19 protein-coding genes and 1 pseudogene are annotated in these 20400 nt (G+C 41.1%); 12 read left to right on the forward strand and 8 right to left on the reverse strand.

Going from position 1 to position 20400, the window contains the following annotated elements:
* Positions 1–32: 32 nt before the first annotated feature.
* Entirely contained in the window at positions 33–770 is a 738-nt protein-coding gene (gene hemQ, locus MUO15_RS16535; protein WP_245030944.1) for a hydrogen peroxide-dependent heme synthase, read from the reverse strand.
* 229 nt (positions 771–999) lie between these two features.
* On the opposite strand from hemQ, the gene pta reads away from it, so the two are divergent.
* Positions 1000–1971, forward strand: a complete 972-nt coding sequence (pta, locus tag MUO15_RS16540) for a phosphate acetyltransferase (protein WP_245030946.1) — start codon at positions 1000–1002, stop codon at positions 1969–1971.
* Between the two features lie 168 nt (positions 1972–2139).
* On the opposite strand, the gene MUO15_RS16545 is transcribed toward pta, so the two are convergent.
* A complete protein-coding gene (locus MUO15_RS16545; RefSeq protein ID WP_245030948.1) occupies positions 2140–2982 on the reverse strand; it encodes an octanoyl-[GcvH]:protein N-octanoyltransferase in 843 nt (280 codons plus the stop codon).
* Positions 2983–3164: 182 nt separating this feature from the next.
* Here MUO15_RS16545 and MUO15_RS16550 point away from each other — a divergent pair, with 182 nt between their 5' ends.
* The 7 genes from MUO15_RS16550 to MUO15_RS16580 all read left to right on the forward strand — a co-directional run bounded on the left by MUO15_RS16550 (position 3165) and on the right by MUO15_RS16580 (position 9983).
* Positions 3165–4007 carry a glycerophosphodiester phosphodiesterase gene (locus MUO15_RS16550; protein WP_245030950.1) on the forward strand — a complete coding sequence of 281 codons (843 nt, stop codon included), beginning with the start codon at positions 3165–3167 and terminating at the stop codon, positions 4005–4007.
* A 176-nt stretch (positions 4008–4183) separates the two neighbouring features.
* Positions 4184–5479 (forward strand): HD domain-containing protein, encoded by a 1296-nt coding sequence (locus MUO15_RS16555; protein ID WP_245030952.1) that lies wholly within the window; start codon positions 4184–4186, stop codon positions 5477–5479.
* A 14-nt stretch (positions 5480–5493) separates the two neighbouring features.
* Positions 5494–5994: a YwgA family protein gene (locus tag MUO15_RS16560; RefSeq protein ID WP_245030954.1), complete on the forward strand. Its 501-nt coding sequence runs from the start codon at positions 5494–5496 to the stop codon at positions 5992–5994.
* Between the two features lie 119 nt (positions 5995–6113).
* Positions 6114–8102, forward strand: coding sequence for an ABC transporter permease subunit (locus MUO15_RS16565; RefSeq protein WP_245030956.1), 1989 nt, complete (start codon positions 6114–6116; stop codon positions 8100–8102).
* Between the two features lie 113 nt (positions 8103–8215).
* Positions 8216–8653, forward strand: a complete 438-nt coding sequence (locus tag MUO15_RS16570; RefSeq protein WP_245030958.1) for a GNAT family N-acetyltransferase — start codon at positions 8216–8218, stop codon at positions 8651–8653.
* 42 nt (positions 8654–8695) lie between these two features.
* Positions 8696–9244, forward strand: a complete 549-nt coding sequence (locus tag MUO15_RS16575) for a class I SAM-dependent methyltransferase (protein ID WP_245030960.1) — start codon at positions 8696–8698, stop codon at positions 9242–9244.
* 169 nt (positions 9245–9413) lie between these two features.
* Positions 9414–9983: a GNAT family N-acetyltransferase gene (locus tag MUO15_RS16580; protein WP_245030961.1), complete on the forward strand. Its 570-nt coding sequence runs from the start codon at positions 9414–9416 to the stop codon at positions 9981–9983.
* A gap of 71 nt (positions 9984–10054) precedes the next feature.
* Here MUO15_RS16580 and MUO15_RS16585 read toward each other — a convergent pair whose 3' ends face one another.
* Entirely contained in the window at positions 10055–10486 is a 432-nt protein-coding gene (locus MUO15_RS16585) for a hypothetical protein (protein WP_245030963.1), read from the reverse strand.
* A 301-nt stretch (positions 10487–10787) separates the two neighbouring features.
* On the opposite strand from MUO15_RS16585, the gene MUO15_RS16590 reads away from it, so the two are divergent.
* Together MUO15_RS16590 and MUO15_RS22215 are read left to right on the forward strand one after the other, a co-directional pair.
* Positions 10788–11765: a ring-cleaving dioxygenase gene (locus tag MUO15_RS16590; RefSeq protein ID WP_396266259.1), complete on the forward strand. Its 978-nt coding sequence runs from the start codon at positions 10788–10790 to the stop codon at positions 11763–11765.
* 363 nt (positions 11766–12128) lie between these two features.
* A pseudogene (locus MUO15_RS22215) lies at positions 12129–12260 on the forward strand (hypothetical protein); the annotation flags it as partial.
* A gap of 325 nt (positions 12261–12585) precedes the next feature.
* Here MUO15_RS22215 and MUO15_RS16595 read toward each other — a convergent pair.
* Positions 12586–14106 (reverse strand): AbgT family transporter, encoded by a 1521-nt coding sequence (locus MUO15_RS16595; RefSeq protein ID WP_245030968.1) that lies wholly within the window; start codon positions 14104–14106, stop codon positions 12586–12588.
* Positions 14107–14874: 768 nt separating this feature from the next.
* On the opposite strand from MUO15_RS16595, the gene MUO15_RS22220 reads away from it, so the two are divergent.
* A complete protein-coding gene (locus tag MUO15_RS22220) occupies positions 14875–15174 on the forward strand; it encodes a beta-galactosidase (RefSeq protein WP_396266260.1) in 300 nt (99 codons plus the stop codon).
* Here MUO15_RS22220 and tatC read toward each other — a convergent pair.
* The 3 genes from tatC to MUO15_RS16610 all read right to left on the reverse strand — a co-directional run bounded on the left by tatC (position 15103) and on the right by MUO15_RS16610 (position 18012).
* On the reverse strand, positions 15103–15825 hold the full coding sequence (tatC, locus tag MUO15_RS16600; RefSeq protein ID WP_245030970.1) for a twin-arginine translocase subunit TatC: 723 nt from the start codon (positions 15823–15825) through the stop codon (positions 15103–15105). The two genes, MUO15_RS22220 and tatC, sit on opposite strands and share 72 nt — an antisense overlap.
* Before the next feature lie 72 nt (positions 15826–15897).
* The gene (tatA, locus tag MUO15_RS16605; protein ID WP_245030972.1) at positions 15898–16131 is read right to left on the reverse strand and encodes a twin-arginine translocase TatA/TatE family subunit; all 234 of its coding nucleotides are present in this window, start codon (positions 16129–16131) and stop codon (positions 15898–15900) included.
* Between the two features lie 249 nt (positions 16132–16380).
* A complete protein-coding gene (locus tag MUO15_RS16610) occupies positions 16381–18012 on the reverse strand; it encodes a PhoX family protein (RefSeq protein ID WP_245030974.1) in 1632 nt (543 codons plus the stop codon).
* A gap of 454 nt (positions 18013–18466) precedes the next feature.
* Here MUO15_RS16610 and MUO15_RS16615 point away from each other — a divergent pair, with 454 nt between their 5' ends.
* Positions 18467–19891, forward strand: coding sequence for an aldehyde dehydrogenase family protein (locus MUO15_RS16615; RefSeq protein WP_245030976.1), 1425 nt, complete (start codon positions 18467–18469; stop codon positions 19889–19891).
* A 93-nt stretch (positions 19892–19984) separates the two neighbouring features.
* On the opposite strand, the gene MUO15_RS16620 is transcribed toward MUO15_RS16615, so the two are convergent.
* Positions 19985–20377: an ectoine synthase gene (locus MUO15_RS16620; protein WP_245030978.1), complete on the reverse strand. Its 393-nt coding sequence runs from the start codon at positions 20375–20377 to the stop codon at positions 19985–19987.
* Positions 20378–20400: the final 23 nt, after the last annotated feature.

Here is a 20400-nt window from a genome sequence, read left to right on the forward strand (position 1 = left end):
AGCCCTGCTTAGGGGCTGTTTTAGAAGCTAGGTTATACGTGTAAGAATTGTTCAACGGATTCTGGTTTCAGCAGATTTCCAACGTAGAAGGAACCGAAGTCGCCATAGCGGGAGGTTACTTCATCAAAGCGCATTTCATAAACGAGCTTTTTAAACTGCAGCACATCGTGTGCAAATAGCGTAACGCCCCATTCCCAGTCATCTAAACCGATAGAACCAGTAATGATTTGACGAATCTTACCTGCATACTGACGCCCAGTCATGCCGTGAGCGTACATCAGCGTCGCGCGCTCATCTTTTTCAAGTACGTACCAGTTATCATTCCCTTGACGACGCTTGTCCATCGGATAAAAGCAAATGTGATTCCATTTCGGTAAAATCGGCTTCAAGCGCCCTTTAATATTTGGATCTTCCTCATCCACTTGCCCCATGTAATCCGATAGTTCAACTACTGAAACATAAGAATAGTCTTTCACAGTGAATTCAGCTAGTTTGGACTTGTTAAAAGCCGTTTCAAGTTCATTCAGTTCTTCTATAGTAGGACGAACAAACATCATCATAAAGTCTGCTTTTTGACCGACAATTGTATATAAAGCATGACTTCCCTGTTTGCTTTTCTCCGTATCATCCCACTTTCCAATCAGCTGGTGAAATTCGCTGATGGCCTGTTCGCGTTCTTCACTGCTTGCATATTTCCATGAGGTCCAATCGATTGAGCGGAAATCATGCAGGCAATACCAACCATCCGCCGTAACAACTGTTTCTGGCATGGCTTGATCGCTCCTTTTTATATAAAATGTTTAAGTAATCCTTCCTATCCCAATATAACACAATTGCCCTACCCGCATCAGTTCAGGAAATTTGAAGGTATTGTGAACAAAAAAGTAGGGTACATTGAAGATGTAATCGCTTTACCAAAATATTTCCTATCATATTACTTTTAATTAAACACAAAACATCTTATTATATAGTACAGAATAAGAAATAGGAGGGGTCAATATGAGTAACCTATTTGACACGCTGAAGGCTAAAATTGATGGAAAAGGTAAGAAGGTCGTGTTCCCTGAAGGGTTAGATGACCGTATTCTGACCGCTGTCAGTAAACTAGGTGCAGAAGGATTAGTCACACCTGTACTAGTCGGAAATAAAGAAAAAGTAGAACAGAAAGCATCAGAGCTAGGAGTGGATATTTCTACATCTGAAATTCTTGACCCGGAAAACTACGATGCTTTTAATGACATGGTTGCAAGTTTTGTGGAACGCCGTAAAGGCAAGGTAACAGAGGAGAAAGCACGTGAAGTTCTAAAGGATGAGAACTATTTCGGAACGATGCTCGTGTATATGAACGAAGCGGCAGGGCTCGTTAGTGGTGCGGCTCATTCTACAGCTGATACCGTACGTCCAGCCCTGCAAATCATTAAGACAAAGGTCGGCATAAAGAAAACATCCGGCGTATTTATCATGGTTCGTGACGAGGAGAAATATGTATTCGCAGATTGTGCTATCAACATTTCACCAGACAGCCAGGACCTGGCGGAAATCGCGTTGGCTAGTGCTGATACTGCGAAGCTTTTTGACATTGATCCTAAAGTTGCGATGCTTAGCTTTTCAACTAGGGGTTCAACAAAGTCCACTGAAACGGAAAAAGTAACGGACGCACTGGAGCTTGCTAAAGAACAGAATTCAGACTTGCTGATCGACGGTGAGTTCCAATTTGATGCTGCATTTGTTCCCTCTGTTGCCGAGAAAAAGGCGCCTGATTCTCCATTAAAAGGTGAGGCCAACACGTTTATTTTTCCAAGCCTTGAAGCGGGGAACATTGGATACAAAATCGCTCAGCGTCTAGGTAACTTTGACGCGGTGGGGCCAATTTTGCAAGGGCTGAACCAGCCGGTCAACGACTTGTCCCGCGGCTGTAATTCTGATGATGTCTATAAACTTGCGATCATTACCGCGGCACAGTCTCTTTAAAAAATGCCCCGGAGGCTAGTCAGCTTTCAGGCTCATTTTTTATCAAATATGCAATTATTCCGTTAAATGTGCAATTATCTGGATTTACGTGCAATTATTTAAAATTATGTGCAATTAACCTCAGATTTCACGCAATTCCATAGTAGGCAAACCAAAAGCACTCGTGCGTTATTCCATCCGCTCGAGTGCTTTTGCATTTCGCTCAATCATTTGTTCAAATCGTTTATTGAATGAGTCTATTTCCTCACCTTCAAGCTGCTGAACGACAACTCTTTCTGATAACGTCCTCAACTGATATAGGATCCTGTCGCGAACATCAGCGACACTTAACTGGGTTCCTAACAGCTCGTTCATTGACGCCATAACCGATGGATCGATATAAGGATAGCTGAAGCGGGTTTCCTCATCTTGTCTTCCAATTTGGTAAAAGTTCTTGAGCAAAAGTGCCCGCTCCATGCCGCTTCCTGTCACGTCTAAATAAATTTGCACGGCTGATCCTTGTTTAACACGACGCTGTGATATCCCGGCAAATTTCCGTCCATTGATACTTAAATCATAAGTTCCTGGACAATAAGATTGGGTAATTTCATAGGCCTCGATTTCGTCAGTGAGATCTGCAAAGAGATGCTTGATGAACACGACCATTGCCTCATACCCTTCGTGGATATTGACCTCTTTTGAATCAGGAAAAATGAAAGAAAGGTTCAAAACGCCTTCATCAAGTACCACAGCAAGCCCGCCCGAATTCCTCACAATAACCTGATATCCCTGTGTTTTTAAATAATCGACAGCTTCAGATATAAAAGGCAAGCGTGCGTCGGGTATGCCGAGCACAACGGTATGATGATGAACCCATAACCTTGCAGTAGTCGGAGACGTCCCTTGTCCAACGGAGATAGCCAGGGCATCATCTGTCGCAAATGATTGGAGGGCCGAAAATCCAGGCCCTAAGCTGCTTTGGTCAATGAAACGATATGTTTTAGGGTGTAATAATGTGTGAATGTTGTTCATGAAAATGTTTCTCCTTTTTAGTAAACCGTACTTATTATAACAGATGAAAGGAGTAAGTGCCTTTATGAAAAAACCTCCCTTAGATAGATTTACCTAAATTTACAAAAACACAATATTACCTATATATTCCTTTAATGTAAGATTGATAGAGTTAGAGATACCAAAAGAAGGGAGAGAAGTATATGCCGCGTTTTTTGTTTATTTTGATCACGGGGGTTTTATTTATGGGAGTATTTAGCACGTCAGGAGAATCCGTATCGGCAAATGAATTGAAGAATAAGGATCGCCAGCAAACATTGACCATTGCCCACAGAGGAGCTTCCGGATATGCGCCTGAGAACACCATGGCAGCTTTTGAAAAATCAGTCGACATGAAAGCGGAAATGTTTGAGCTTGATGTTCAAATGAGTAAAGATGGAGAGCTTGTCGTCATTCATGATACCACAGTCGACCGCACGACAAATGGATCCGGACAGGTGAAGGATTTTACATATGAGGAATTGCGACAGCTTGATGCAGGCAGCTGGTTCAGTGAAGAATTTGCTGGTGAAAAAATTCCGACACTCGGGGAAGTGCTTGATGCCTATAAAGGAAGGTCCGGGATTTTAATTGAGTTGAAATCGCCATCCCTATATCCAGGAATTGAGCAAAAGGTAGCTGCTGCCCTCGTTGCCCGCAATATGCATAAGCCTGAAAATGATAAAATCATCGTCCAATCTTTTGACCATGAATCTATGAAAACTTTTCATTCGATTCTGCCGTCTATGCCAGTAGGGGTTCTGCTTGGATATAGTGAAGAGGGGGTCTCAAATGAACAACTGGCAAACTTCTCTTCCTATGCAGAGTATTTCAATCCAAATAAAGCGATGATTACAGGAGATCTTGTAAACCGTATTCATGAATTTGGTATGAAGACACACCCCTATACTGTTAGGGATCAAGAGTCAGCAAACTTTCTATTAAGCGTGGGAGTGGATGGTATTATCACAGACTTTCCTGACTACGTCGATCCGCACAAAGGATAATTTTCTTTTAACTTAATAAGAGACTGGTAAGGTTGATAACTTACCAGTCTTTTTTGTGTTTTAAGCTTTTACATAGTATCTCAGTTCGGTTGGCATTTTCGTATCTGTCAAGATGTTTTTTTATATTAAAATAAGGTATATAATAGTAGGAAATGTCGTGAAGAAAGGATAAGCTAATGGCCTATCGTGACGAACAATTAAGTGAAGAAAAAGTATTTAAGGATCCCGTTCACCGTTACATACACGTACGTGATCGTGTGATTTGGGATTTGATTGGCACCGCGGAATTTCAGCGGTTGCGAAGAATCCGGCAGCTTGGGACATGCTACCTAACCTTTCACGGGGCAGAGCATAGCCGCTTCAACCATTCACTCGGAGTCTATGAGATTGTTAGAAGGATCATTAGCAACTTTAAGGATCGTCCGAATTGGAATGAAGAAGAACGGCTGCTATGCTTAGCGGCTGCATTGCTGCATGATCTCGGCCACGGTCCCTTTTCTCACTCGTTTGAAAAAGTATTTAAGCTCGATCATGAAGACTTTACGCAAGCGATTATTCTTGGGGACACAAAGATCAATCAAGTGCTCTCAAAAGTGGAGAAAGGCTTTCCGAAAAAAGTTGCAGATATCATTAATAAAACGTATAAAAATAAGCTTGTTGTCAGCCTGATTTCCAGCCAAATTGACGCGGATCGGATGGACTATCTGCAGCGTGATGCCTATTTCACAGGTGTAAGCTACGGACACTTTGACATGGAGCGGATTCTTCGTGTAATGCGCCCGATGGAAGATCAAGTCGTCGTGAAAGAGAGCGGCATGCATGCAGTAGAAGATTACATTATGAGCCGCTATCAAATGTATTGGCAAGTTTATTTTCATCCGGTAACGAGAAGTGCCGAAGTAATTTTGTCAAAGATCCTCCACCGCGCAAAAGAGCTTCATGAGAAAGGTTACACTTTCAAACTTGAACCGACACACTTCCTCTCCTTTTTCAAAGGGGAACCGAATTTAAGAGAGTATTTAGCGTTAGATGAATCGATTACGCTCTACTACTTCCAAATGTGGATGAATGAGGACGACCCGGTTTTATCTGATCTATGTGAACGTTTCGTTAACCGGCGTCTCTTTAAATACATTGAATTTAACCCTAATTTGCAAATGAATGAATGGATGGAGCTTTATAAGCTGTTCGACAAAGCAGGTTTGAATCCAGACTACTATTTAGTTGTTGACTCAAGTTCCGACTTGCCCTATGACTTTTACCGTCCCGGGGAAGAAGGCGAGCGCCTGCCGATTCATTTACTGAAGCCAAATCAGGAGCTTAAGGAATTGTCCCGTCTATCCGATATCGTTGAATCGATTTCCGGAAAGAAGCGGACGGATCATAAATTGTATATTCCTCTCGATTTTCTTGAGGAAATGTCGAGTCGAAGCAAGACGAAACAGCGTATTATGGAAATTTTGTTTGGATAAGGAGTGGAGCCGTTATGTTGGAGAATCATGCAAAGCTAATGCAGTTCTTCTCAAGCTCTGAAGATATCGTAGGACGAAAAAAGCTGCAAAAAATGATTTACATCTTGAAAAAGTGTGAAATCCCTTTTGAGGAGCGGTATGAATTTCACTTTTATGGACCCTATTCTGAGGAGTTGACGCTTAGAATCGAGGAAATGTGCAATTTAGGTTTTATAAGTGAAGCCAAAGAGGAGAAAAAGAATTACTACCAGTATCGGTACCGCATTACAGATTCCGGCCGTGAGTTTCTAGAACAATCGTCAGTAAAACTTCCGCCGTTTGATCAACATATGAAGGAAATGAATGCCAAGAGCTCCCGCTTTCTTGAACTCGTTTCGACGATGCTTTTCTTTGAACATCTGCCTAAAGATGAGATTACCGAGAAAGTACACACTGTAAAGAGTAAACAAAACTATTCTAGTGAAGAAATAACAGATGGTTGGAATTTTATTGAAAAAATCCGCCGTATTCATTAATATAGATAGTAGATAAGATATACTGTTATACAGTGTATCTTTTTTTTACATACAGGTGACTGATAATTATAAAAATTAAAAAACAGAAAGGCTTGTTAAAAGCTTTCGGGGGTTAAAAAATGAAGATAATCAAGTTTTTATCTTATTATGTATTTGGATTATTTGGCATTTTACTGATCAGTGCATCACCTGCATTATTTAGAGCGGGAACCTTTCTCAACATGCCTGCATACCTAGATGAACTTACAAATTTATTCGGTAACATGGTTCAACCCTCCGAATGGGTGTATTTTTTTAAAGGCAGCCCTGAGCCGTTGCTACCGTATTTGTGGGAACCTTATCGTTACTCGATGACAATCTTTTTCGGCGCCATTGCCGTAGGATTCATTTTAGCGTTTGTATTTGCAGTCGGGACGTTTTTTCTGCCAGCGATTTTAAAACGGATCGTTATGCGCTTCTTAAATCTAGTAGAAGCTGTTCCAGACTTGCTCCTCGCTTTCAGCTTTCAGTTACTGATTGTTTGGCTGTATAAGCAGACAAATGTGTTGTTCATGGATTTCGTAACAGTTGGCCAAGAGAAAATTTATTGGCTGCCTATCATCGCGTTGGCCATCCTTCCAATGGTTTCATTATACAAAATCATCTTAGTTCAGTTAGATGAAGAAATGACGAAATCCTATGTGCAGATGGCAAAAAGTAAAGGCATGGTTAAATCGTTCATCCTCAACATTCATATTCTTAGAAACATTATTAAAAGTGTCTTTTACCACTCCAAGATTATTCTGTGGGGTGCATTATCCAGCTTGCTTATTATTGAATATATTTTTAATATCAACGGCATTACAACGGCGTTCATGAATGATTTTAGACCGATCGTAACAACAGTTATTTTGACCATGTTATTTACACCGTTCTTTGTCTTCTACCAGGGAACAGAATTGTTTATTTTTAAGGAAAATAAAATAGCCGAAGAAACCAATTTGAAGATGAATCGCTTTGTTGATTCTTTTTCACGAAGGCCAAGCGGAAAATGGCTAAAGCAGTTCTTTCGTGAAGCAGGCGTCCATTTTAAAAATATAAAATTCCTCATCGGCTTTGGTGTCATTTTTGTTATTGTGGCTATCAGTGTGATTTATACAGCAACTGCCGATCCGCTAGTTGATAAGTTTTATCACATCTATGGGGAAAATGGTCAACTGGTCAGTGCCGCTCCGCACAGTCCTGAATACGTGTTTCTAGGTACAGATGAACTTGGGTTTAGTATTCTTGACCAGCTGTTAACAGGGGCAAAATACACCGTTCTATTTGGAATAGCGATTGCTTTCCTCCGCGTAACGATTGGATTTATCCTGGCCATTCCTTACGCTTTTTTCTGTCCGCCACGGCTGCAACGGGTGCTAGAAAAACTTGTGGATGGGATGCATTTTCTCCCTTTAACCGTCATCGCCTATTTATTACTGAGCCCTGTCCTTTTGATGCCCCCGGGTGGTTTTACGACTACGGAAGTGGAGCGCATTATTTACCAGGCAGTTATTCTTACCTTATTAGCGGTTCCGCTCGTCATCATGTTATTTGGAAACGAAATGAAGTTGATTATGAAGGAAGAATTTGTGTTGAGTACGAAGGTGTTAGGTGGCAGTTCGGTTCATTTACTGTGGAAGCATTTGCTACCCCATCTGAGTGCTCGTATGGGAATTGTTTTTGGCCAGCAATTCATCCAAACCCTGCTCATCTTCGTTCATTTAGGCGTTCTCGACATATTTTTCGGCGGAACCATCGTCTCAAGCGGCGGGTTTATGCAAGACCCGCCGCAATCAACAACATATGAATGGTCTGGACTGGTTGGATCATCTAAAAATGCTTTGATGACAGGGAGATGGTGGTACATCATTCCTCCGCTTCTCGGATTCATGGTCGTCATCATTGCTATGCAGTTTGTCATTCAGGGAATTAAAGAAGTTCAGCAAAAGCGTGTCGGTGTACCGATTGACCGCAGCCAATGGTTCCGAAGACTTTTCCGCAAGCGGACAGTGGAAAAAGCTCCTGTAAAGCAACCTGCAAAAGAGGACTTTGTATTTAAACATAGTGAACACAGCCGTTCTTCATAAAAATGAACTGACCATAGCAGGGATGAATATAGGACGGCAACGGCGAGGGTTCTAGAGTAATTTAAGTCCTGATTTAAGGAGAAGTATCATATTTAATCAGAAAGAGGGATCTTATGAAAAATACAGTGATTAAAGAATTACAATCTCACAAAGCAATACTTGAGGCCTTTCCAGTTATGAATCAACTACGAACTCATCTAGATGAAGAAACATACTTAGCACTTGTAACAGAAGCAAAAGAAAAGGAAAGCTACAGGCTTTTTGCCCTATATGATCGAGGTGAAATCGTTGCTGTAACGGGGTTTAAACCTATGATCACCCTTTACTATGGTCGGTTTGTGTGGGTGTGTGACCTTGTAACAAACAGCGAAAGTCGTTCAAAAGGATATGGAGACAAGCTGCTTACTTTTGTACATGAATGGACGAACGAAAATGGGTATGAAAGTGTTGCTTTATCATCGGGATTGCAACGAATGGAGGCGCATCGTTTTTATGAAGAACGGATGGACTACGACAAGGTAAGTTATGTGTTTAAAAGAAAGATCGATTAGCAAAGACGGCAATAATGAAATGATGGTTAGGAGCGGTGGATAATGAGCCATGAAAAAGTGGTGATTGGAGCTGGCGAATATAACAATAACCCTGGTTGGAGGCAAACTCAAGAAACAGAACTTAACTTACTCAATAAGAACGATTGGATAAAAGAGTTCTCAGAAAACAGTCTATCTGCCATATTAGCTGAACATGTTTGGGAGCATTTGACCTATCAAGAAGGAAAAGCAGCTGCAAAAAATTGTTTTGAATTTTTAAAGACAGGCGGTTATGTCCGTTGTGCTGTACCAGATGGTTTTTTTAGGAATGAGACCTATCAGAATATGGTTAAGGTAGGCGGTCCTGGGCCTGAAGATCATCCTGCAGCTAGTCACAAATACGTACATAATTATAAGACTTTAACACACTTATTTGAAGAAGCTGGTTTTGAAGTAAGGTTACTTGAATACTGCGATGAAGCTGGCGTTTTTCGACAAAATGAGTGGGAGGGAAAAGAGGGGGTTATTTTTCGCTCGAAGAAGTATGATCCCAGAAACCAGGGTGATGGAGTAGCTTTTCCATCTTTAATTATCGATGCTATTAAAAACTAAAACTACTGAAGTGGAACCCTTACTTCATCAATAATATGGGAGTATCAGCTATTTACAAAGAGCGTATAGTGCAAAAAGACTGGAAATCAACATGGAATAAGATTGAAATTCATCACCTTCATCATTATTAAATATGATGAGACTTGTTAGACGAAAGGAGTCCTTTTATATGAATCCTATACTACTCGAATTTCCTCATGAATTTAAAACAGACCGATTACTAATTAGGATGCCGAAACCTGGGGACGGAAAGGCCGTACATAGTGCGATAAAAGCTTCAATTAAAGAATTAAAGCCCTGGATGCCGTTTGCTCAAAATGACCAAAGCGAGGAAGAAACTGAAATAAATATACGTGAATCCCATGTCAAGTTTTTAAAACGGGAGGATCTAAGATTGCTTGTTTTTCTTGAAGAAACAGGGCAATTGGTTTGTTCCTCAGGTCTACACCGTATCGATTGGGATGTCCCCAAGTTTGAAATAGGATATTGGGCAGACACCCGTTTTAGTGGAAAAGGATATACAACTGAGGCTGTAGCAGGCATAACAGAGTTTGCCTTTAAAGAACTAAGTGCAAAGCGAGTGGAAATAAGGTGCGATTCAAATAATTCGAAAAGTATGGCTATACCCGAAAGACTGGGTTTTAAGTTAGAGGGAGTACTTAGAAATGACGACCTTTCAGTGGAAGAGAAGGAGCTAAGGGATACTTGCGTCTATTCAAAGGTAGACTTAAAAGATTAGCCATATTCATATTACGTTAATTTGATAGGAAGATAGGGAGATCCTTACCCTATCTTCCTCCAAGCTTTGGTTTACATACGAACAATTACTGCACCGCCGCCGCTCCCTTGGACACACTTGGTATCTTCCTGACCATGCATCGACTGCAGCAATTGATTATTTTGTGCAATCAATTGACTAAGCTTATCCATCTGATTTTCAAGTCTGTGTATCACCTGCAGCATATATTGCATATCTGGTGAGTTACCATGATATGAATTGGCTGGGAAAGACGAATATGGGTAGCCATGAACGTTCTGTTTCTTTTGGAAAGGGCGTTGGGAGGGAGAGGGATACTCTGGAAATACCCCATTCTTGTGCATGGCACCTTGAGATTGTGTTCTTTCTTCTGATCCTTCGCCTTGATCGTTGACGTAACTTTGATATCCATTCCTTTCACTTTTTCCCCATTGATTTTGACGATAGGGGTGCCACTCTGGTTGGGATGAATTGTGGGAAGACATCCTTTAATCTCCTTTTATCATATATTCGGTTTTTTCCTTTATTGGGTATAAACATTTAATAAATGATTGATTTGCCCATGAATATAGCATCCTCCTGTATTTTTACTGGCCTACAAAACCAAAATATTGACAGCAAATTTTATGAATAGTATATTTATCTTGAATTAGAGATAAATGATTTTAGGCTAAATGTAAATACGTAAATAAAACAGGTCATTTACTAAAAAAATAAATAGTTAGAAGTCAGTTCAGTAAAGGGAGAGAGAATCCCTATCCTAGAGGTGAAATGGAGGAATTTAAAATGAACGGATTAAAAGGACTACACCACGTTACTGCCATTACGAGTAGTGCAGAAAAGAACTATGAATTTTTCACATACGTATTAGGGATGCGCTTGGTGAAAAAAACGGTGAATCAAGATGACATTCAAACCTATCATTTGTTTTTTGCAGATGACACAGGCAGCCCAGGTACAGATATGACATTCTTTGATTTCCCTGGCATCCCAAAGGGGGTACATGGCACAAACGAGATGTCAAAAACATCTTTCCGTGTGCCAAGTGATTCTGCACTGGATTATTGGGTGAAACGTTTTGATCGTTTAGAAGTGAAACACAATGGAATTAAACAGCAATTTGGTAAAAAGACACTCTCTTTTGTAGATTTTGATGATCAGCAATATCAATTGATTTCAGATGAAGGAAATGAAGGAGTAGCTGCTGGTACACCATGGCAAAAGGGACCGGTCCCTTTAGAATTTGCCATTACGGGATTAGGACCGATCTTTGTGCGGGTCGATAACATTGATTATTTCAAAGAGATGATGGAAAAGGTTCTGTTATTCAAAGAAATCGATAAAGAAGGTTCATTCCACTTGTTTGAAGTAGGGGAAGGGGGAAATGGTGCACAGGTTGTTGTGGAATATAACACGATTCTTCCTCAAGCTAGACAAGGTTATGGTACGGTTCACCATACGGCATTTCGTGTCGAAAACCGCTCTGTTTTAGAAGAATGGATTGAACGTATGCATAGTTTCCGGTTCCAAACCTCTGGTTACGTCGACCGACACTTTTTCCAATCACTATATGCAAATGTGGCACCACAAATATTATTTGAATTTGCGACAGATGGGCCTGGGTTTATGGGGGATGAGCCGTATGAAACACTTGGGGAAAAATTATCTTTACCACCATTATTAGAACCAAAACGTGAGAAAATTGAAGATTTCGTTCGCCCGATTGACACCGTGAGGAGCACAAAGGAATTTACTAAGGATTAAGAGCATTTTAAACTGATCTACAAAGTCAAGCGTCTCTCTTGAATGGGGAGGCGTTTGTTCTGCGGGAGTGGTCACTGTTATTTCCTTTCAGAGTTAAAATAAAAAATCTATCCTAGAGGGCGGAGCGGACACTGATCGAATGCACGCCGCCTTATGATCAGCCCTATAGTATAGTGGGTGGCATTTTTTATAGTGAAACGCATGTCTTTAATTACCCTAAGGCTTAAGCTAGAGCTAGTAAAAGGATTACTTCTTTCCATGACCATAGTTTTTCAGATATTGTTTGTTTTTCCGAACATCTCAATCCTTTCTGAAAAATCAGTGTTAAATCCATGATAATACGTGACGTAACGGACCCTTCGTTATTACGATCAAATTGCACTAGTGCAACCAGCTGGCAAGGAGGCTACAGGGAAAAGACTCTATACGGAAAAGGAAATGCTAATGCTCGAAAAGGTCGTCATCCTTAGATGTTTCAGGGGGATGAGCTTTTAGCTGGAAAGTTCTGGAAGGCGCGAAAACCGAAAAATCATTCTCAAAAGATGAGGCTATATCCGGTATCACAAGAAATTACACGATTTATCAATGAGGCTATATCTATTTATGAGAAAGGGTGTAATACAAACGAGAGCAATTGAGAAGGAAGGGTTTTTCTGAGTAAATTAGATCCGGGGAGGTCACTAATTTAAAACTACTCCCTCCTTCCCTAGGATCATTATAACAGAACATTTGTTCCTGTGTAAGGTTTAAGCACAATAGTACAAGTATATAAAGAAGTAACCGTCATTGAGCGGTTACTTCTTTGTTATAGTCTATTTTTTTAGTAATGGATAGGTGACCCTGGTCCAAGATCAATTCCTAATAACATCCATATGATTAGGAATAACGTCCATGAGACGAGAAAGAAAATGGAATAAGGGAACATTACGGAAATAAGAGTACCAATCCCCATTTTTTTATCGTATTTTTGCGCAAACGCAATAATGATAGCAAAATAGGTCATTAATGGTGTAATAATGTTCGTGGACGAGTCTGCCACCCGATATGCCATTTGGGTCAATTCCGGAGAATAACCAAGTTGCATCATAATTGGTACGAAAACAGGGGCCATCATTGCCCATTTAGCAGAGGCACTCCCGATAAACAAATTAATAAAACCAGAGACGACAATGAAGCCAAGAATCAACGGGATACCAGAAAGATTAATCGATTCAAGGAACTGGGCCCCATAAACTCCAATGACAATTCCCATATTTGATTCTGAGAAAAAGGCAACAAACTGTCCTGCTGTAAAAGCTAAGACAATGAACATTCCCATAGACGCCATGGTGTCGGAAAGCTGATCAGCAACATCTTTATCGTTGCGGATATTTTTGGTTACCTTTCCATATACAAGGCCAGGGATGAAGAATAAAATAGCAATAATCGGTACTAACGCATTCATGAACGGAGATTGAACGATGGATCCATCTTCTCCTCGAAGTGGAGCGTTAGGCGGTACGATGAGTAAAGCAAATGCAATGATTCCTATTGCAAGGGCAATACCTGATGCAATAAGTCCTTTTTTCTCTATTGGGCTAAGCCCTTTGAGTTCTTCTGTAGATTCGCCTTTATACTTACCTAAACGCGGTTCTACAATTTTTTCAGTTACCCAAGTACCAACAAAGGTGAGCAAGAAGACTGAAGCAAAGATAAAATAATAGTTCATAGCTATGTTCATGCCTTCTGCATAAGCAGGATCTATAATGGCAGCCGCGTCAATGGTTAATTCCCCAAGCATTGGGTCGGTCGCTGATAAAAACAGGTTAGCACTGAAGCCAGCTGAAACACCAGCGAAAGCAGCAGCCAAGCCAGCTAAAGGGTGTCTTCCCAGGGCGATAAATATGACGGCGCCTAATGGAGGCAGCACCACATATCCTGCATCAGAAGCAACACTGGACATAATACCGGCAAAAACTAGTCCAGCTGTAACGAGACGTTTTGGTACAGATAGCACAAATCCGCGTAAGCAAGCACTAATTAGACCTGTTCTTTCAGCAAGTCCAATACCAAGCATTGTAGCCAGTACCACTCCAAGTGGTGCGAATCCTATGAAGTTATCTACCATACTTTCAAAGATATATTGAATACCTTCAGCATTTAACAGGTTTTTGACTTCTACCATTTCTCCTTCTTTACCGGGGTGTTCTACACTAACACCAGTTGAAGAGATAATAGCTGAAAGTAAAATAACGGCCAACGCTAATAAAGCAAATAATGTAACCGGATGGGGGAGTTTATTTCCTAAGAGTTCAACCCCGTCCAGAAAACGTTGGAACAGTCCTTTACGTTTCTTTTCCATTGTTTTCGTTCTCCTCTCCGTTATTGGGAAATAACCAGTAATGAAATTTTTCTAAAAACTATACATAGTTGTTTACTAGAATCATTTATCATTATATAGGGAGGTTCGTATAATTTAAACACAGTTAGAATAAGTAGGAATAGTAAAAAGATTATATCGTTTCTTAAAATTTAACAATTAAATGAAGGGAAATTCTTGATACATTGAAGTTAGTTTTGAGAGCGCTATATAAAAGATCTAGCGAAGGGTTAGATCGTGGAAGGGTATGCCACTCTATTAGTGCGTGTTCAAAAAGTTGCCGAATGAGAACGTCGACAAAGATCGTCATATCCTGTGCCAAAGTCGACACTAGCACGTCCTGTGCGTTGCGAGAAGTTCGAGCCACGAAAGTTTTGAGGGCCACAGCATATGCCTTTCATACAGGGAGCGGAAAAATTGAGCAATGAAAACGAGGAAGTTCATCGTTTATCCTGCATTAACGGTCAGTAAAACCCCAAAGATATCGTCGTGAAAATAAGAAGCTAAGCGGGGAGGGGGGGTTAACTGTCCGTTAATGTCCGATTTTAAGGAACACAGACTAAGGTCGCCACGTCTTGTGGCAACGTCTGTGTGACCCACGTCGTGTAGGCCTCAACGAACCATTAGTGAAAACCCCACTGATGGAAGTTTCACTTTATCATTTGGTGAATTTATGAACATCCTCTATTATTAAAATAGTAAGGACTTGCTAAAGCATATATCACTGAAACAGGCAGGGAAAGATATTGGGTGATCGTCATCAGTGCTGTCAATTCTTATATCTATAGGGAGTATGGCGTCCCCGTCACCAGAGAACTCGTTCGTCCCTGCCAAAATGAAAAAGAAATCATCGTATGGCAAATTGATAACGAGTTCGGCCAATTTCCTAGAAATAAATATTGTTATCTTTATCCTTCAAATCTTCCAAAAGAAAAGGCCACCGTTACTCCTCTTTCCGTAACCGGATGCAACTCATTACTATGCCGCGACCGAGAGCTTCTGTTTGCGTTTATACACCACTTTAGACAGCAAGACACTACATTCATATAAAAATAGCATAGGAACCACAACTAATATATCTGCCAATAGATCTGGCGGTGTAATCAAGACAGCAATTAAAACTAGCACAAAATAGGCATACTTCCTGATTTTCTGAAGTCTGTACGGGTTTAATACACCAAGGCTAGTCAAAAACATAATGATGACAGGAAGTTCAAATAAAAATCCGAAGGGCAGGGTCATATGTAACATAAAGCGGAAATACTTCTCTGTTGTGAAAAAGGTGTAAAACATGTCCTCTGATAAAGAAAGCAAGAAATCAAAAACAATGGGAAAGATCACAAAGTAGCCAAATGAAATACCGACAAGGAACAGGATGAATAACGCTGGAATGTAAGCTAGCGTTACTTTTTGCTCTTTAGGGGTAAGGGCGGGCCGAACAAACAGCCAGATTTGATGGGCGACGATCGGGATTGTGCCGGATATTGAGACGACACAGGCGATCATTAAATATACCCAAAGAATTTCGCTAGGTCCAAGAACAGCCAGTGTGACATCGATATCTTTACTCAACCACCTGTAGATCTCTTTTACATACATAAATGCCAAAATAAAAAACAGAATAAATGAGCCGAGGACAATGATTAGTCGTTTGCGCAATTCGCTTAAATGTCCGATAAGATCCATTTCGTGCTTTGTCATCATGATGCCTCCTTAAAGGATAAAAGAAAGATGTAAGCAGGAGAGGGCTACTTACATCTTCTTTTATTTGATTTAGTTCGTTGATTGTTTTTCTTTTTGCTCGCTTGAAGCGGCTTGTTGCTCTTTATCGACTTTATCCTCTTTATCCTCTTTATCATCAGACATTAAATCTTGCGTAGACTTTTTAAATTCCTTTAGAGTCGTTCCAAATGCTCGTCCCATTTCTGGAAGTTTAGACGGTCCGAAAATGATCAACGCAATTACGAGAATGATAATTAAACCAGGTATTCCAATATTTTGAAGCATATAGATTCACCTTTCATTTATGGTTTGGTGGTGATTTGGTGCCTTTGCCGGAGAAAGTTGAACAGCTTATAATCCGCTTTTCTTTCACATAGCTGGCATTCTTTATCACAGCTCTCATGCTCCTCGTGAGATAAAGAATGGACATGAGGGAGATCAATCAATTTCAAGGCATTTTTGACGTGTTTCGCACATACCATTATCAATCCTGTCCACCTCCCAGTTTAAAATGGTGTGATACTCGAGCAACGGCTATTTGTTGAATTTTCCCCCTTCAACGGTCACAAGACAAGAACGTCCGAACTCGTATCCTGGGTGTTGATTCCAGGTGGCAGGATGCTGTACATCTAAAAATAGTGTACGCTCGTCTGGAGTCAGCCATGGGCCTGTGACCTCGCTGCCAACAGGTCCTGAAGCAAATTGGAATGGTTCTCCAAAGTTCTTTCCATCAGTTGGGATCATGAAGGCACCGCAATTCTTATATTCAGAGTAAACGTTATCCTCTGTAGCTGCGAAGTCTTCTACGACCCATAGGTTTCCTTTGCTGTCAAAGTGAAGGTTATCAGGGCAAGTAATTCCAGATTCGCGTCCACCTGCTACAAATACCTGGAACGTAAATTCAAGGCTGCCGTGATCCTCCTTGGCAGGTTCGAAGCGAACAATTTGGCCATAGAAGTTTCCATGATCTGAGTTATTCGTTAATGAAAGGAACACACTGCCATCTTCAGGGTTAATTTCCACATCCTCTGGACGGTCAAGCGGGGTTGCTCCTACTGCACGCGCCGCATCACGCGCATAAGTTAGCACATCTGCTTGATTTTTAAAGAAGGTCTCCCCATATTTTTTATAGGTTTGCAAATCCTCATTATTATCATAATCAAGAGCTATCCATTTTTGATTGCCTAGATCCGCTACGTACAGTGTTCCTTTTTCTAATAGATTAAAGTTGGCTTCACGGCTGGAAGAATTGTACGTTTTGTCACTAATAAATTTGAAGAAAAATTCATCGCGCTTATCATCACCCATGTAGACAACGACTCTGCCGTCTTTCGTTAGTCCCATAGCGGCATTTTCGTGCGCGAAACGTCCAAGTGCCGTATGTTTATGTATGGGTCTATTTGGATTAAATGGGTCAACCTCAACAACCCAGCCATAATGTTCATCCGTGAAATTTGGCCAGCCGTAATCATCGGCGTAGAATGTATTTTCTTCACAGGAAAGGGCGGTATTCCATAGTGTGCGCCCACCACTGCAGTTGCCAAGAGTTCCTTCTACCGTTGTTGCACCTTTGACGGCTTTGCTTCCGGCAGCGGGACCTGTTAATTTGATAGGAGTTTTGGCGGTAACACGACGATTATATTGATCATCTTGGACAAGTTTCCATTGGCCATCTTCCTTCGTAACTCGGATGACAGATCCGCCTACTGATTCCTTTTGCATGTTTAATAGTTTCGGATAGTTCTTCAAATTAAAAGAGTCAAAGGATTCCGGATTTATGCCTAGCATGTTCATGTAATGCTCAGGTTCAGGAAATTCATGGTTGACCCAGATCACACCGTCTTCTGAACTGTTGCCACCTTCTAAACTATCAATGGGGAAATAGACTGTAAGATCTGCAGAATCCCCAAATGTTTCTCCTTTAGAGTTAATGACATCACCATAGGAAGCAACGATATTATAGTGGTACCCTTTTGGCAGAACGAGATCATTGTCCCATGTACGCTCAATAGATTTGAACGGAGCCGTGAGAGGTTTGCCATGTCCTTTGTGGGGCGGCCCTTGACCATGGCCTTTTTTGGAGCCTGCAGCACTTATTCCTGTAGAAGCGACAGCCAAAGCAGCTGTACCACTCCCCATATAGGTTAAAAATCTACGACGATCCATTTACGTTCCACTCCTTAACCATAGATTAGTGACTTACAAGTTAAAGTATAGGGACACCTGGTGAAAAAGTTAATAAACGTAGTGTAAAGTATTATTAATTTCCGTTAAGAAATGGTTAAAAATCAACAAGATGAATCTATTGTTGTAATTTGGATTTTAGAATTGTGGACGAATGCGGTTGATCATGGAGGGAATTCCAAGAATGTATAGAAGTTTATAAGGAGGAGGGGATCGTTGTGGGTACACATACGGGAAACTTAGGGTACAGAAAGGTTTCATCGAGTCTAGGAATACGGTTTTATGGTAAATAATCTCTAAGAATTTGGTTATACTCCAGTTACTGATCTTTGTTTTAAATGGAAGAGTTAAGGTTATATAGTTTCTAGAAACGAATATAATTCAGATGATTTGTTTAACAGGAGCATAATCTTTCTATAAAAAGGAGACGGTGGGTATGCGTAATCAATTGAAGCATTACATTAATGGGGAATGGGTTGAATCAACGGGTTCTGAAATAGAAGAGGTCATTAATCCAGCGACGGAAGAAGTTATGGGTAAAATTAGCCTTGGAACGAAGGAAGATTTGGACAAAGCTGTAAAGGCAGCACGCGCAGCACTTCCTGCTTTTTCACGAACAAAAAAAGAAGAGCGGGTAGAAATGCTCGAAAGAATTGCCGCTGAGTACGAGAAGCGTAAAGAGGATCTGATTGAAGTCATGACGGATGAGTTAGGCGCTCCTTTGTCCATCTCAGAGAAAGTTCATTATAAAATGGGCTATGCACACTTTTCACAAGCTGCCGAATCTCTTAAGGAATTCTCATTCACTGAGGAGCGCGGCAATCATACTCTCGTGAAAGAAACGGTAGGAATCAGTGGGCTTATTACACCATGGAACTTCCCAACAAACCAAACGTCAACTAAGATTGCCAGTGCTTTTGCGGCAGGCAGCCCGGTTATCTTAAAACCATCTGAACTGACGCCGTTTGCCGCGATTATTTTGACGGAGATTTTTGAAGCTGCTGGCGTGCCAAAAGGAGTCTTTAATCTCGTGAACGGTTCAGGAGAAGTAATCGGAGACGGCATTAGCTCCCACCCTGACATTGACTTCGTTTCCTTTACAGGTTCAGTGGGCGTCGGACAGAAGGTTATGGAAAATGCTGCGAAGACAATTAAGAACTTTGCACTCGAACTAGGAGGCAAATCACCCCTCGTCGTGCTTGAGGATGCGGATCTAGAACAAGCAGCAAGATCAGCTGTGACTCACATTGCAATGAATACAGGTCAGGTGTGCTCGGCAGCTACACGTATCCTTGTTCCTTCCTCCATTAAGGAATCTTTTGAAGAAGCGGTTCAGCATGTACTTCCAGAGTTTCCTGTTGGGGATCCGCGTAAAGAAAACTTCGTTGGTCCACTTGTTGCCAAAAAGCAGTGGGATAGGGTTCAATCCTATATTGAGAAAGGCATTGAAGAAGGTGCCACACTAATTGCTGGTGGGAAAGGTAAACCAGAAGGCATTGAAAAAGGTTACTTTGCAAGACCAACTGTCTTCACGGATGTGAAAAATAACATGATCATTGCACAGGAAGAAATCTTTGGTCCAGTCATGTCGATCATCACCTATGAAACGATAGACGAAGCGATTGAGATTGCCAACGATACTGTTTATGGATTAGCTGGTTATGTAGTTGGTGAAGATCCAGAGCTTCTTCGCAAAGTGGCGACAAGCATTCGTGCCGGTCGAATCACGGTCAATGATAAGGGGAAAGATTTCTCCGCACCATTTGGCGGCTATAAGCAGTCAGGTATTGGTAGGGAATGGGGCGATTTCGGCATCGAGGAGTACCTCGAAACAAAAGCGATTCTAGGCCTCCCTTCATAAGTACAGATCAAACAGGGCATGAGTTTCTCACTCATGCCCTGTTTTTCTATGAATATAAAAATCCTCCCTATCCGATAGGGAGGATTTCATCATTTATTCATCATCTACTGGATATACTCCATTTTCGTCATGAATTTCACGGCCTGTAAGCGGCGGGTTAAATACACAAACCATGCGCATATCTGAGCCTTCATAAGCACGCAAGAGATGCTCATCATTCTCATCAAGTGCGTAGATTTCATTCTTTTTGATCGGCCAAACCTTACCGTCTTTTAGTGTTTCAACTTCGCCTTCCCCTTCAATGCAATAAACCGCTTCAAGATGATTTTGGTACCAAATGTGTGTTTCTGTGCCTGCTTTAATCACAGTATCGTTGACGGAATAACCCATGCCATCCTTTTTAAATAACAAGCGGCGGGATGTCCAGTTATCGCCCTTTACTTCATTTTCTGTTCCAAGTACGTCTTCTAGTTTTACTACTTTCATAATGTTAGCCTCCAATAGGTGTT

It is taken from the genome of Halobacillus amylolyticus (assembly GCF_022921115.1).
GTDB lineage: Bacteria > Bacillota > Bacilli > Bacillales > Halobacillaceae > Halobacillus_A > Halobacillus_A amylolyticus.